This is a genomic window from Candidatus Palauibacter sp. (assembly GCF_965216145.1).
Lineage (GTDB): Bacteria > Gemmatimonadota > Gemmatimonadetes > Palauibacterales > Palauibacteraceae > Palauibacter.
On sequence record NZ_OZ244149.1, the window covers coordinates 353,411 to 367,458 of the forward strand.

Sequence of the window (14,048 nt, forward strand, 5' to 3'; positions counted from 1 at the left end):
CGCGGGGAGTGGGAGGGCGATGAACAGGCCGCGCGTCGGGATAACGCTGGGAGACCCGCGCGGGATCGGGCCGGAGGTGACCGCGGCGGCGCTCGCCTCGGTCGACGGCGTCGCGGACGGGGTCGAGGCCGTGCTCGTCGGCCCCCGGGGACTCGGCGAGATCGAGCGCCGGCTGGGGCACCTCGCCCGGGAGACGGTGGGCGACTGGGATCCGGCGGGGGGCGAGAAGCTCGCGGGCGAGTTGTCGGGGCGAGCCATCGAGCGGGCGGTCGAACTGGCGCGGGCCGGGGAGGTGGATGGGATCGTCACCGCGCCGATCAGCAAGGCCGCGTTGCGGGCGGCCGGTTACCCATACCCCGGGCACACCGAGTTCCTGCAGACGCTCGCTGGCGTGGACGAGGTCACGATGATGATGGCCGCGGAGCGGACCCCGCTCGGTGGCCCGCTGCGACTCGCCCTCCTGACGGCCCACCTGCCGCTGCGGGAGGTTCCGTCGACCCTCGACGTCAGGCTCTTCACCCGGAGGACCTCGATCGCGATCGAGGCGCTGCGCACCTGGTGGGGCATCGGGCGGCCCCGCGTCGCCTTCGCCGGGCTCAACCCGCACGCGGGCGAAGGCGGGCTCTTCGGCACGGAGGAGATCGAGGTGTTCGGGCCGGCGCTCGAGCGCCTCGGCGCCGACCCCGACCTGGAAATCCTCGGCGTCTTCCCCGGAGATACGGTCTTCCTGAAGGCGCTCGGCGGACAGGCGGACCTGATCGTGACCCCTTATCACGACGTCGGTCTCGCGGTGCTGAAGACGATCGCCATGAACGAAGGGGTCAACGTGACGGCCGGACTCCCCTTCCCGCGCACCTCCCCCGACCACGGCACGGCCATGGATATCGCCGGGCGCGGGAAGGCCGATCCGGGCGCCATGCGGGCGGCGATCGACCTCTGTGCGCGCTTCTGCGCCGCCCGCGTCGCCGCATCATGATCCGGTTCCGGGACGTCTCGAAGGTGTACCCGCGGGGTGCCGCGGTGCGCGGGGTCTCGTTTCGTCTCCGGCGAGGGGAGTTCGCCTTCCTTACCGGACCATCGGGGGCGGGCAAGTCGACGATCCTCAAGCTCATCCATTTCCAGACGCTCCCGACCGAAGGCGAAGTCCAGGTCTCACGCTACCACTCGAGGCGGATTCGGCGGCGGGACGTGCCCGCGCTGCGGCGGCGCGTGGGGTTCGTGTTTCAGGACTTCAAGTTGCTGGAACGGCTGACGGCCGCGGAGAACGTGGCGTTCGCGCTCCAAGTGATCCGGACGCCGCGGCGCGAGATCGACGGCCGGGTCCAGCGTCTCCTGAGCCACGTCGGGCTCGCCTCCCGGGTGCGGGCGCTGCCTTCGGAACTGTCCGGCGGGGAACGCCAGCGGGTCGCGGTGGCGCGGGCGCTGGCCACGGAGCCGCTGATCCTCCTCGCCGACGAACCGACCGGCAACCTCGATCCGCGCGCGGCGCGCGGGGTGTTCGAGCTGTTCCGGACGGTGAACGGGCTCGGTACGGCGGTCCTCATGGCCACCCATGACGCCGATTTCGTGCGGAATCACCCCGCGATCCGGGTGCTCGAACTCGAAGGGGGCCGGCTCGTCCGGGACTCGGCCGCCGACCTCGCGGCCTCGGGCGTAACGGGCGGTACGGGCGTAACGGACGCCTCCACCGCGGGCGGCGCCGCGTGAGGCCGCTGCGAGAGGCGCTGGCCAGCTATCGGCGCCACCCGCTGCTGTGCGGGCTGTCGATCGGCGCCATCGGGCTCAGTCTCGTGATCCTCGGCATGTTCGGTCTCGTCGCCTACAACATGGGTGCGGCGATCGGCGACGTGGAACGGCGGGTGGAGGTCGTGGGCTACCTGCTCGACGACGCGAGCCCGGAGCAGATCCGGGTCGCGAGGCGGGAGCTGGCCGCGCTTCCCGCGGTGGAAGAAGTGCGCTACCTGTCGAAGGACGAAGCGCTCGCCAACGCGCGGCGCGATCTCGTGGAGTTCTCGAACGTGTACGGAGACCTCCGCGTGAACCCGCTTCCCGCCTCCCTGCACCTGAGGCTCCGGGAGGGCTTCCGCACGCCGGAAGCGGTGTCGGAGATCGCCGGGGGCCTCGAGGCGTATCCGTTCATCGAGGAGGCGCGCTTCGGCGAGGAGTGGGTCGAGCGCCTGTTCGCGCTGCGCCGGCTCGCGGCCGGCACCGCCGCCCTGGTGGGCGGCGGGTTCGGCCTCGTCGCCGTGCTTCTGGTCGGGACGGCGGTGCGCACGGCGATCCTCGCGCGCGGCGAAGAGATCGAGATCATGCAGATCGTCGGCGCCCGGGAGGGCTACATCCAGCGCCCGTTCCTGCTCGAAGGCGCGATCACGGGGCTGACGGGCGGCCTGATCGCGCTCGGCGTCACCAGGCTCGCGTACACGCTCGTCCGAACGCGGTTCGACGGGTTGGGGTCGCTCGCCTGGCTGCCGGAGCGGTGGGTCATCGCGGGCGTACTGGCGGCCTCCATCCTCGGGCTGCTCGCCGCCGTCCACGCCGTGCACCGCGAGGTGGGACGCGCCTATGGCCCCTGGTAGCCGGGCTCGGGCGGCGATCCTGGGGGGTGTCGCGATCCTGGCGTCGGGCGCCGCCGGGCCGGCCTCGGCGCAGGAGCCGACGGACATCCGCCGTCAGCTCGACGAAAGCCAGAGCCGCCTGGAGCTCATTCGCGGGGAGCGCGAGCGGCTGCGGCGGGAACTCGAGGGGATCGCCGGTCGGGTGAGCGGCGATTCGGCGGAACTCGTGAACGTCGAGCGGCAGATCGACGCCTCCGCCAGCCTGCTGGCCGAATTCGATGTCCAGCTGGGCGCGCTGACGGAGCAGGTCACGGCCATGACGCGCGACGTGCTGCTGACTCGTGACGAACTCACGGCGCGTCGGGTCGTTCTCCACGAGCGGCTGCGCGACATCTACAAGCGGGGCCCCCTCCAGACGGTCCAGGTGCTCCTCACGTCGCGGTCGTTCTCGGATCTGCTCAACCGTTACAAGTACCTGCACGCGATCGCCCTCTTCGACCGCCTGCTCGTGGAGGAAGTCGAGGGTCTGGAGCGCCGGCTCGCCGGGCAGCGGGAGGCGCTGGGTCGCGAGACCGAGCGCATCGCGCGCGTGCGGGCCGAGAAGCTCGTCGAACACGACGAACTCGAGCGGCTCGAGCGACAGCGGCAGGAACGGTTGCGCGTGTTCTCCGATCAGCGCACCGAGGCCCGGTCCGAGTTGGCGCGGCTCGCGTCCGAGGAAGCGCAGCTACGGGCCCTGATCGGGGGCCTCGAGCAGCGGCGCCGCGCGGCCGAGCGCGAGGCCGGCGCCGCGACGGTATCTTCGCTCACCACGTCGGACCTGGGCCGCCTCGCGTGGCCGGTGGAGGGCCGGATCCTCTGGCGCTTCGGACCCCAGCGGGAGGGTGGCACGACGATCCCGCGCGAGGGAATCGGGATCGGCGCGGAGCTTGGGACCGCGGTGAGCGCGGTGGATCGGGGCATCGTCGCATCCGTGGTCGCGCGGGCCTCCGGGCAGACCGTGATCGTCGACCACGGGGGCGGGTTCTACTCCTCCTATCAGAAACTGCGGGATGTGATCGTCAACGAGAGGCAGCGGATCGAAGCCGGCCAGGTCATCGGACAGGTGGGGGGAGACGCGATGAATCCTCACATCGAGTTCCAGATCTACGAGCCGGGCGCGACGGGGCCGCGTGCCGTGGATCCGGTACGCTGGCTGAGGGAGCGGCCGTGAGCGCGGCAGGCCGCGAAGCCGACGCCGGCCTCGCGGAGCCGTGGGGCCAGGAAGCACTGCTGCGGCGCCTCGGGGGGGCGATCGCGCGGGGGCGGCTCCCGCAGTCGCTGCTGCTCCAGGGACCGGAAGGCGTCGGCAAACGGGCGCTGGCCCTGTGGATCGCGCGCGCGCTCCAGTGCGACGGCTCGGGGAGCGACGCGCAGCGAGACGCGGCCGGAGAGGCGCCTTGTGGCGCCTGCCGAAGCTGCCGCATGGCGGCCCGTCTCGAGCACCCGGACATCCACGTCCATTTCCCCATGCCGCGGCCGAAGGCGACCGCCTCGCGGGCGAAACTCCGGGAGGCGATCGAGGCCCAGCGGCACGAACGTCTGGCGCTCCTGCGCGAGGACCTGCACGCGCGCCTGGACCCGGAGGCGGTGACGGGACTCTACGTCGCGGCCGTGGAGAACATCCGCGAGCAGGCCTCGCGGCGCCCCTCGATGTCCCGGAAGTCGGTGTTCGTGGTCGAGGAGGCGGACCGCATGGTGCCGCAGAGCGCGAGCCCGGAGGCCGCGAACGCATTCCTCAAGCTGCTCGAGGAACCTCCGGCGTTCGCCTGGATCGTGCTCACGAGCAGCCGCCCCGACGCGCTCCTCCCGACGATCCGGTCCCGCAGCGTGCCGCTCCGCGTCGCGCCTCTGCCGACGGACCGGGTGGCAGCGTACCTGACCGAGCGACTCGGCGCGCCACCCAACAGCGCCCTCGCCGTGGCCCGGCGCGCCGATGGCGCCGTGTACCGGGGCCGGCGCCTGCTCGACGAAGGCGCGCGGGAGTCCGAGACGGCCGCCGATGAACTGCTGGCGGCGGCGCTCGACGGGACGCCCGGGGCGCGGTATCGCGCGGCGCTCCGCTACACGGCACGGGGCGCGCGGGGCGCGCTGCAGCCCGCCCTCGAGGATCTGCGCGTGCGTTTGCGGGACCTCCTCTGCGTCGCGGCGGAGGCCGCCGGAGAGGCGCTCGATGCCCAGGGCGTGGAGACGCTCACGAGGGGACGCGGCGTGACGGATCTGGCGGTCCTCGACGCCCTTGCGTCCGTCGATGCGGCGCTGGAAGGGGTCAGCCGCAACATGAACCCGCAGGCCACGATCGCCCTTCTGCTCGGGGAGATGAGCACCGCGTTCGCGGGCCAGCGGCCGGGAGCCCCATCATTGGAGCCGACCGGGACTCCGAAGCGGGAGGCAGCTTCGTGGATCGATTAACACATCTGGACGCGGACGGACGGGTGCGCATGGTCGACGTCGGGGAGAAGCCGTTGACGCGCCGGGTGGCGGTCGCCGAGGGCCGGATCCGAATGCGGCGCGCGACGCTCGACGCGATCCGCGGGGGGGAGATCGAGAAGGGGGAGGCGCTCGCCGTCGCCCGCATCGCGGCGATCCAGGGGGCCAAGGCCGCATCGACGCTCGTCCCGCTCTGCCATCCGATCCCGCTCGATGCGGTGGACATCGAGATCGAGGCCGTCGAGTCGCTGCCGGGCTACCGCCTCAGCGTGCGGGCAGCGGCCGAATGGCGGACCGGGGTCGAGATGGAGGCGCTGGCCGGCGTCGCGGCCGGTCTGCTCGCGCTGTACGACATGTGCAAGGCGATCGACCGCGGCATGTCGCTGGGCCCGATTCGGCTGCTCGAGAAGCGCGGCGGCCGCTCGGGCACATGGGCGGCCGAGCCGGAGTGAGGCGATGGCTCCGGTGAGTCGGCGAGAGGCGCTGCTCGAACGGATCGAGTCCGGCACGGCCCGCGTGGGCGTGCTCGGGCTCGGGTACGTCGGCCTCCCGGTCGTCACGGCCTTCGCCGAGGCGGGTTTCAGGACGCTCGGCTTCGACATCGACGAGCGCGTCGTGCGACGGGTGCGACGGGGCGAGTCGCACGTCGGGGACGTCGCCCCGGAGACCGTGGCCGCCATCGTCGGCGCGGGCCTGCTCGACGCGACGATCGACTTCGGCCGCCTCGGCGAGGTGGACGCGGTCATCATCTGCGTCCCGACCCCGCTCGGGAAGACCGGGGACCCCGACGTCTCCCACATCCTCGACGCGGTCTCGCAGATCGGCGCCTGCCTCCGGGCCGGGCAGCTCATCGTCCTCGAGTCGACCACGTACCCGGGGACGACCCGCGAGCTTCTGCAGCCGGAACTCGAGCGCGGCGGGCTCCGGGCCGGAGAGGATTTCTTCCTCGCCTTCAGTCCCGAGCGCGTCGACCCCGGCAACGCGAACTACACCTTCACCAACACCGCCAAGGTCGTGGGCGGGCTGACGGAGACCTGCGGGGAGCTCGCGGTCGCACTCTACGGACGAGTCATCGAGGAGGTCGTGCGCGTCGCTTCGCCGGAGGCCGCCGAACTGACCAAGCTGCTGGAGAACACCTTCCGCGCGGTGAACATCGGTCTGGTGAACGAGATGGCCGTCATCGCGGACCGCCTCGGTATCGACATCTGGGAGGTCGTCGAAGCGGCGGCGACCAAGCCGTACGGGTTCATGCGCTTCACGCCCGGTCCCGGCCTCGGCGGCCACTGCCTCCCCGTCGACCCGCACTATCTCGCGTGGAAGATGCGCACGCTGCAGTACCGAACGCGCTTCATCGAACTCGCGGCGGAGGTCAACGCGGAGATGCCGCGCTACGTCGTGGACCGCATCGCCCAGGCGCTGAACCGGCGCCGTCTCCCGGTCAACGGCAGCCGCGTCCTGCTGCTCGGCGTCGCCTACAAGCCGGATGTCGGCGACGTTCGCGAGAGTCCGGCACTCGACATCATCGAACTCCTGCGTCGCCGCGGCGCCGAGGTCGGCTACCACGACCCCTTCGTCCCGCACCTCGCGCTGGAGGGGGGAGACCTCGAGTCGCAGCCGCTCGACGAAGCGCGGGTCGAAGCCGCCGACGCGGTCGTCGTGGTGACGGACCACCGGGAGGTGGATTACGACCTCGTGCTGGAGAAGGCGACCCTCGTGATCGATACGCGGAACGGCCTGCGGGGCCGGACGGGGGCCGGGGCCTTCTATCCCCTCGCCGGACCGCCGCGGAGCGGATCAGCGCCGAATCTCGAGCCGGTCTCCGGGGTGGATGAGGCTCGACGAGAGCCGGTTCCACTCGATGATCTGCCGCGTCGATACCGAGTATCGGCGGGCGATCAGCCATAGCGAGTCGCCCTCCCGGACGACGACCGTCATCGGTCCGGAGGGCCTGTCGGCGCCGGGAATCACCAGCCGCTGACCGATCTGCAGGCGCCGCGGGTTCACGTTGCCGTTCGCGACCCGGAGCGCCGCCACCGACACGCCGTACTGCTGCCCGATCACATCCAGCGTCTGGCCTCGCTGGACGGTGACCGCCCGGGTCCCGTCGGCGTTCGTCCGGGCCGCCGGGCGCGGGGCCGCGGGCGCCGGGCTCGGCGCGCTCGCGGTCCGGCTGGCGGACGTCCCCCCGGCTCTGGGGATCACGAGCTGCTGACCGATCTGCAGGCGCCGCGGGTTGAGGTTGCCGTTCGCGGCCTGGAGCGCCGCCACCGACACGCCGTACTGCTGTCCGATCCAGCCCAGCGTGTGGCCGTTCTGCACGGTGTGGAAGGTCCACGTCACCCGCTCATCGGCGGGGACCGCGGCATAGCGCACCGCGAACTGCGCCGCGCCCCCGGCCGGGACCCGGATCTCCACCTCCCGGCGCGGCGGGGTCACGCTGCGCGGGAACTGCGGGTTGAGCAGGTCGATCGTCTCCTCGTCCGTCCCCGCGACCTCTGAGAGCACATCGAAGCTCGTCGCATCCGGTACCCGCACCGTCTCGTACTCCGGAAGCATCTCCCGTTCCGGGTACTCGAACCCGTAGCGCTCCGGATCGTGTCCGATCATGGCGGCCGCGATGATCTTGGGCACGTAGTCACGCGTCTCCCGGCGCAGCAGGCGACGTTCGGAGAGATCCCAGAAGGTCCCGTCCGGCACTGTTCGAAGTCCGCGGCGAACGCGATTCGGCCCCCCGTTGTAGGCGGCCGCCGCCAGATACCACGAACCGAATTCCTCGTACAGGTCCTTGAGGTGGGCGACCGCCGCGTCGGTGGCTTTCTCGGGATCGCGCCGCTCGTCGAGCCAGTATGAGATCTCGAGACCGTATTGGCGTCCGGTACCCGAGATGAACTGCCACAGGCCGACCGCGTGAGCCCGGCTGTAGGCGTTCGGGTTCATGCCGCTCTCGATGACCGAGAGATAGATCAGGTCCTGCGGCAGGCCCGCCTCGCGCAGCTTCCGCCGGATCATGGGCTCGTAGCGGGTCTTGCGCGCGAGGTAGACCTGGAAACGCTCCTGAAGCTGGCTCTGGAAGTAGTGGATCCAGGACTGGACTCGCTCGTTCATCTCGAGCCGGAAGACGCGCGGATCCTCTCCGTCGTGGACCAGCCCCATCGGATCGCCGCCGAGCGTCTCTCGAAGCGCCCGGTCGATCTCCTCGGGGGTCGGCCCGTCGAACGCCTCGCCGGCCGGCTCCGGCACGCGGGGATCCTCCGGCATCAGGTCGTCGTCCGGCAGCGGCGCCTCCGCCGGCTCCCCTCCGGCGTCGGAGGGCGGGACCGGGGTCGTCTCGGGCGGACTGTCGGCGGGCATCTCGACCGCGGCCGGTCCGGATGCGGGCGGCTCGGGCGAGGGATCTGTACCGACGACGCGCTGGACGAGGGCACAGCCGGAAAAGAAGAAGGCCCCGAGCGCCGCCAGCGCCGGACCCGGCCCGAACAGGCGTGTATGCGGTCGTTCAGCGAAAGACAGCTTGGTCATTCGCGGCACCTCCCCCCTTCTGCAACCGATACCCCACACTCCACTCGCCGCTCCATCACCGCGTCGCGCCGGGCCCCGGACGGGTCAGCGCGCATGGATGGTACCGAACCATATGGAAGCTGTCGAGAATGGAGGCTGTCGAGACGTCAGCGCCGGGGGTCAGACGTGGTAGTTGGGGGACTCGCGCGTGATCACCACATCGTGCGGATGGGACTCGCGCAGGCCGCCGGAGGTGATGCGGAGGAAGCGGGCCTCGCGCCGTAGTTCGTCGATCGTGGCAGCGCCGCAGTAACCCATCCCGCTCCGGAGTCCTCCGACGAGCTGGAACACGGTGTCCGCCACCGGCCCCTTGTAGGGGACGCGGCCCTCGATCCCCTCAGGCACCAGCTTCTGGACGGCCGAACCCTCCTGGAAGTAGCGGTCCGCCGACCCCGCCTTCATGGCCGCGAGCGAACCCATCCCACGGATGATCTTGAACCGGCGGCCCTCGAGGAGGAAGGTCTCACCCGGGCTCTCGTCCGTGCCGGCGAACATGGAGCCCAGCATGCATGTCTCGGCACCCGCGGCGATCGCCTTTGCGAGGTCGCCGGAGTACTTGATCCCGCCATCCCCGACCACGGGCACGCGGCCCTCCACGCCGGCCACGCTGTCTTCGATCGCGGTGATCTGCGGCACCCCGACCCCCGTCACGACGCGCGTCGTGCAGATGGAACCCGGGCCCACGCCCACCTTGACCGCGTTCACCCCCCGCGCGACCAGCGCCGCCGCCCCCTCGCGCGTGGCGACGTTGCCCGCGATGAGGTCGATGTCCGGGAGCGCCTCCCGCACCCGGGCCACGGCCTTGAGCACGCCCTCGGAGTGTCCGTGCGCCGTGTCCACGACGATGACGTCCGCACCCGCCCCGGCGAGTTCGCGCGCCCGTTCGAGCTCCGCCGGGCTCGCACCCACCGCCGCCCCCACGCGCAGGCGACCGTGGTCGTCCTTGGTCGCGTTCGGAAACCGCCGTCGCTTGAAGATGTCCTTGACCGTGATCAGCCCCGCCAGCCGTCCGTCCTCCCCCACCACCGGGAGCTTCTCGATCTTGTGACGGCGGAGCAGTTCCTCAGCTTCCTCGAGAGAGGTTCCGACCGGGGCCGTGATCAGGTTCTCGCTCGTCATCGCCTCCCGCACCGGCCGCGAGAGATCGCTCTCGAACACGAGGTCCCGGTTCGTGAGGATGCCGATGAGCGCGCCGCCTTCGTCCACGATCGGAACGCCGCTGATCGAGAACTCGCGCATGCGGTGTCGCGCCTCCCCGAGCGTGGCCTCGGGTCCGAGCGTGATCGGGTCCAGGATCATCCCGCTCTCGGATCGCTTGACGCGGTCGACCTGCTGGGCCTGGGCCTCGATCGACATGTTCTTGTGGATGATCCCGAGGCCGCCTTCGCGGGCGACCGCGATGGCCATCCGGGACTCCGTGACCGTGTCCATGGCCGCGGACAGCAGCGGGATCTGGAGCCGAATCCGCTCGGTGAGACGGGTCGAGACATCGACGTCCGCCGGATGCACCAGCGCGTGGCTGGGAGCGAGCAATACGTCGTCGAAGGTGAGCGCTTCGCGGACCGGGCGCGCTGCTGGAGGTTCCATGCGACATCGTAGGCGCCTCCCGGGATCGCGTCAACGAACGCGGCGGCGTTCGGCCGCCGGACTAGTCGACGACGATCTCGCGTGTCTCGGGCGGCGGGCGATCGTCCTTCGGGGGCGGCTCCGGGGTGCCGGCCTCGAGTTCGGCCAGGAACCCGCGCCCCGCTTCACGAAACGACTCGAACACGCGGTCGGCGGCGCCGAGAACCTTCATCGTCCCCTTCACGGCCGTCGTCGAGGCTTTCGTGCGCCGTAACCCTCGATGCACGGACTCGGCGAAATGCTGGAAGGGATCCGCGCCCGGGGCCGGCCGCGAGGCGTACTTCGACGACAGGTAGTCGACGAAATCGGCGACCTCGTACTGCTTCTCCTCGGGAAGCGCCTGTAGCTTCCTCCAGATCTTCTTCCTGAGGATCTCGTTCATGCCCTCTTCGGCCATGTCTTCTTCCGCCATCGCGCTCTTCCGCGCTCCCTTCCGCCGGTGCCGCCAGCGTCGTCCTCCCCATACTCCGTACGGCGGGGGACAGGTTTCAAGGTCCGGGCCCGTCAGGGGCTTCCGCCGTCCGACGCCGGAAGCATAACATGTACGCTCGTGGAAACAGAATACGATCGCGCCTGCGCGAGGCTGCGGGCGGACCCCCGGCGCTGGCTGGTCACCGGGGCCGCCGGCTTCATCGGATCCAACCTCCTGGAACGACTCCTGGCTCTCGGTCAGGAGGTCGTGGCGCTCGACAACCTTGCGACCGGACACCGCCGCAACGTCGCGGAGGCGGTGGCCGCGTCGGGGGCTCCCGCGGACCGGTGCCGCTTCATCGAGGCGGACGTCGCCGACCGCGAGGCGGCCGCGTCGGCGTGCCGGGACGTGGATGTCGTCGTGCACCAGGCCGCGCTGGCCTCGGTGCCCCGCTCGATCAAGGAGCCGCGCGCGACCTACGCCTGCAACGTCAACGGCTTCATCAGCGTACTGGACGCGGCCCGCGACGCCGGCGTCCGCCGTGTCGTCTACGCCTCGTCGAGTTCGGTGTACGGAGACTCTCCCGAACTGCCCAAGGTAGAGGCCCGCATCGGGATCCCGTTGTCGCCCTACGCGGCGACCAAGCGCGTGAACGAACTGTACGCCGCCATGTATCGCCGCAGCTACGGCCTCGAGATCGTCGGTCTCCGCTATTTCAACGTGTTCGGGCGGCGTCAGGACCCCGACGGACCGTACGCCGCCGTCATCCCCCGCTGGATCGGCCTCCTGCTTCAGGGCGAGCCGTGCCGGATCTACGGGGACGGTCGGACGAGCCGGGACTTCTGCTACATCGAGAACGTGGTCCAGGCCAACCTGCTCGCCGCGACGGCGGGCGCGGGGGCGACGGGGAGGGTCTACAACGTGGCCTCCGGGGATCGGACGACGCTGAGCCGGCTGTTCGAGATGATCCGTGACGGGCTGGCGGAAACGCGACCGCGGCTCGAGGACGTGGAGCCGGTGTACGAGGACGTTCGCGCGGGGGATATCCGGCATTCCTACGCGGACATCTCCCTGGCGTGCGAGCGGCTCGGTTACGCGCCCACCCACACCCTCGTCCCGGGTCTCGGGGAGACTCTCGACTGGTACGCGACCCTCTGAACGCGCGGGAATGGCCCCGGGCGCCCCACCACCCGGGGCTTCCGGGGCCGGACCTTCACGTATGGCGAGTCGACCTCGCCGCCTGCGACGAGGGGGACGGGGTCGCGCTCCTGAGTTCCGACGAGCGGGCGCGAGCCGCGCGGCTCGTCTCGGCCGGCGCCCGGACCCGCTTCCGCCGCGCCCGCATCGCGCTGCGGCGGCTCCTGGCCGAGTACGTCCGGCTCTCCGCCGGGGAACTCGCACTCGAGTACGGAGAACACGGGAAGCCGCGCCTCGCGCGGGAGACGGAACGCGATCGGACGCCGCTCTTCTTCAATCTCAGCCACTCCGGTGACCTGGCCCTCTTCGCGGTGGGCGAGGCGGGAGAGATCGGCGTCGACATCGAGCGCATACGGCCGCTGCGCCATCTGGAGGGACTCGCCCGCGACCATCTCTCGGCGGGGGAACGGGAGCTGCGTCCGGACTGGAGCACCGTCGAGGCGCGGCCGGAGTTCTTCCGGGTCTGGGCCCGGAAGGAAGCCATGCTGAAGGCCGCCGGACTGGGGCTGTCACGCCCGCTCAGCCGGGTTGACACGATCCGCGGCGTCCTCGAAGGTCGGCCCTACTGGCTCCTCGATCTCCTTCCCGGAGACGGGTTTGCCGGCGCAGTGGCAAGCACGCGCGCGCCCGCTGCCGTGCGCCGGTGGAGCTGGCCATGATCGGGCGGAACCGCGCACAGCTCCGCGCCCCCCTGAAAGAGGTTGACGCTAGCGAATTCGCCACCAATAATGCCCCGCGACATTGCGGGTCGGGCTCGACCGCCCTGTACGGGATCGAACCTGCTCATCCTGCTGCACCAAGCCCAGTCACCCGGAGGTCGCACCATGTCCGACGCCGTTTTTGCGGCACCCAGTGAGCACTCCTCGCAGGTTCGCTACGACAACTACGGGAGCAAGGTCGCTTCGGCCGATCGCGACCAACTCCTGGCGCTCTGCGACGAGCTGAACGTCCGCTTCCTTCGCCTCGTGTTCATCGACATCAACGGCATGCCGAAGAACATCGAACTCCCGACGAGCAAGTTCGGCGATGCGTTCGACGGGAAGATCATGTTCGACGGCTCTTCGATCGCGGGCTACGTCCGCATCGAAGAGAGCGACATGCTTCTGAGCCCGGACCTGGACACGTTCCGCGTGTTCCCGTGGGGGAACCCGGAGGCGCGCGTGGCCCAGGTGTACTGCGAAGTGCGGCGGCCGTACAACAAGCCGTTCGGCGGCTGCCCGCGCGCGGCGCTCAAGCGCGTCGTCGCCCGGGCCGAGTCGATGGGCTTCAAGATGTACGCCGGCGTCGAGGCCGAGTTCTTCCTCTTCAACAAGAACGAGGACGGCAGCTGCGACATGGTCACGCACGACACCGGCGGTTACTTCGACCTCACGCCGTCGGACCTCGCCGAGCGGGCGCGGCGAGAGATGGTCACCGCCATGGAGGCGATGGGCATCGAGATCGAGGCCGCGCACCACGAGGTCGCCGAAGGCCAGCACGAGATCGACTACAAGTACGGCGAGGCGCTGCGGACGGCCGATGACCTGATCACGTTCAAGTTCATCGTCCGGAACGTCGCGCTCGCGCACGGGCTCCACGCGACGTTCATGCCGAAGCCGATCTTCGGCGCGAACGGCTCCGGCATGCACACGCACCAGTCGCTGTTCACGGACGGGAAGAACATCTTCCACGATGCGGACGCCGACTACGAGCTGTCGGACGTGATGCTCCACTACATCGGCGGGCTGAAGAAGCACGCGCGGGCGATCGCGGCCGTTTCGAACCCGATCGTGAACAGCTACAAGCGGCTCGTGCCCGGCTACGAGGCGCCGATCTCCATCGCGTGGTCGCAGCGCAACCGGTCGCCGATGATCCGGATTCCGGACCAGCGGGGCATGGGGACGCGGGCGGAGTTCCGGATGCCGGATCCGGCGTGCAACGGCTACCTGGCGCTGGCCGTCCAGCTCGCCGCCGGCCTCGACGGAATCGAGAACAAGATCGATCCGGGCCCGCCGCTCGACACGAACGTCTGGCGCCTCTCGGACGAGGAGCGCGAGCGGATCGGCCTCGAGGTGCTGCCCGCGAACCTCGGCGAGGCCGTGGCCGAACTAGAGGCGAACGAGGTCATGAAGGACGCCCTCGGCGACCACATCTTCGAGCAGTTCGTCAGCCGCAAGAAGGCGGAATGGAGCGAATACGTGGCGCAGGTCTCCGAGTGGGAGATCGACCAGTACATCGACTATTAGCAG

Annotated in this window: 13 protein-coding genes; 10 read left to right on the plus strand and 3 right to left on the minus strand. The window is 70.6% G+C overall.

The features are described 5' to 3' along the window. The first annotated feature begins 19 nt into the window (after positions 1 to 19). The 7 genes from ACOOHF_RS01575 to ACOOHF_RS01605 are packed head-to-tail and all read left to right on the plus strand — an operon-like array spanning position 20 to position 6,932. Positions 20 to 976, plus strand: a complete 957-nt coding sequence (locus tag ACOOHF_RS01575) for a PdxA family dehydrogenase (RefSeq protein WP_419936448.1) — start codon at positions 20 to 22, stop codon at positions 974 to 976. Further along, on the plus strand, positions 973 to 1,707 hold the full coding sequence (locus ACOOHF_RS01580) for a cell division ATP-binding protein FtsE (RefSeq protein ID WP_420463106.1): 735 nt from the start codon (positions 973 to 975) through the stop codon (positions 1,705 to 1,707). Before ACOOHF_RS01575 ends, ACOOHF_RS01580 begins: the two co-directional genes overlap by 4 nt. After that, positions 1,704 to 2,579 carry a cell division protein FtsX gene (locus tag ACOOHF_RS01585; protein WP_420463107.1) on the plus strand — a complete coding sequence of 292 codons (876 nt, stop codon included), beginning with the start codon at positions 1,704 to 1,706 and terminating at the stop codon, positions 2,577 to 2,579. The genes ACOOHF_RS01580 and ACOOHF_RS01585 overlap by 4 nt, the downstream gene beginning before the upstream one ends. Beyond that, positions 2,566 to 3,771: a murein hydrolase activator EnvC family protein gene (locus ACOOHF_RS01590; RefSeq protein ID WP_419936445.1), complete on the plus strand. Its 1,206-nt coding sequence runs from the start codon at positions 2,566 to 2,568 to the stop codon at positions 3,769 to 3,771. Before ACOOHF_RS01585 ends, ACOOHF_RS01590 begins: the two co-directional genes overlap by 14 nt. Beyond that, positions 3,768 to 5,009 (plus strand): ATP-binding protein, encoded by a 1,242-nt coding sequence (locus ACOOHF_RS01595; RefSeq protein ID WP_419936444.1) that lies wholly within the window; start codon positions 3,768 to 3,770, stop codon positions 5,007 to 5,009. The genes ACOOHF_RS01590 and ACOOHF_RS01595 overlap by 4 nt, the downstream gene beginning before the upstream one ends. Then, positions 4,997 to 5,479, plus strand: coding sequence for a cyclic pyranopterin monophosphate synthase MoaC (gene moaC / locus ACOOHF_RS01600; RefSeq protein WP_419936443.1), 483 nt, complete (start codon positions 4,997 to 4,999; stop codon positions 5,477 to 5,479). The genes ACOOHF_RS01595 and moaC overlap by 13 nt, the downstream gene beginning before the upstream one ends. Positions 5,480 to 5,483: 4 nt before the next feature. Next, a complete protein-coding gene (locus tag ACOOHF_RS01605; protein WP_420463108.1) occupies positions 5,484 to 6,932 on the plus strand; it encodes a nucleotide sugar dehydrogenase in 1,449 nt (482 codons plus the stop codon). On the opposite strand, the gene ACOOHF_RS01610 is transcribed toward ACOOHF_RS01605, so the two are convergent. The 3 genes from ACOOHF_RS01610 to ACOOHF_RS01620 form a co-directional block, all read right to left on the minus strand. After that, positions 6,822 to 8,546 carry a LysM peptidoglycan-binding domain-containing protein gene (locus ACOOHF_RS01610; RefSeq protein WP_420463109.1) on the minus strand — a complete coding sequence of 575 codons (1,725 nt, stop codon included), beginning with the start codon at positions 8,544 to 8,546 and terminating at the stop codon, positions 6,822 to 6,824. The genes ACOOHF_RS01605 and ACOOHF_RS01610 overlap by 111 nt on opposite strands. Positions 8,547 to 8,705: 159 nt before the next feature. Then, entirely contained in the window at positions 8,706 to 10,172 is a 1,467-nt protein-coding gene (guaB, locus tag ACOOHF_RS01615; RefSeq protein WP_419936440.1) for an IMP dehydrogenase, read from the minus strand. Between the two features lie 61 nt (positions 10,173 to 10,233). After that, positions 10,234 to 10,623 (minus strand): hypothetical protein, encoded by a 390-nt coding sequence (locus ACOOHF_RS01620; RefSeq protein WP_419936439.1) that lies wholly within the window; start codon positions 10,621 to 10,623, stop codon positions 10,234 to 10,236. Between the two features lie 138 nt (positions 10,624 to 10,761). Between ACOOHF_RS01620 and ACOOHF_RS01625 the strand changes: the two genes are divergently transcribed. The 3 genes from ACOOHF_RS01625 to glnA all read left to right on the plus strand — a co-directional run bounded on the left by ACOOHF_RS01625 (position 10,762) and on the right by glnA (position 14,045). Continuing rightward, entirely contained in the window at positions 10,762 to 11,781 is a 1,020-nt protein-coding gene (locus ACOOHF_RS01625) for an SDR family oxidoreductase (protein ID WP_420463110.1), read from the plus strand. Then, positions 11,700 to 12,479, plus strand: coding sequence for a 4'-phosphopantetheinyl transferase superfamily protein (locus ACOOHF_RS01630; RefSeq protein WP_420463111.1), 780 nt, complete (start codon positions 11,700 to 11,702; stop codon positions 12,477 to 12,479). Before ACOOHF_RS01625 ends, ACOOHF_RS01630 begins: the two co-directional genes overlap by 82 nt. 165 nt (positions 12,480 to 12,644) lie before the next feature. Continuing rightward, a complete protein-coding gene (gene glnA / locus ACOOHF_RS01635; protein ID WP_420463112.1) occupies positions 12,645 to 14,045 on the plus strand; it encodes a type I glutamate--ammonia ligase in 1,401 nt (466 codons plus the stop codon). Positions 14,046 to 14,048: the final 3 nt, after the last annotated feature.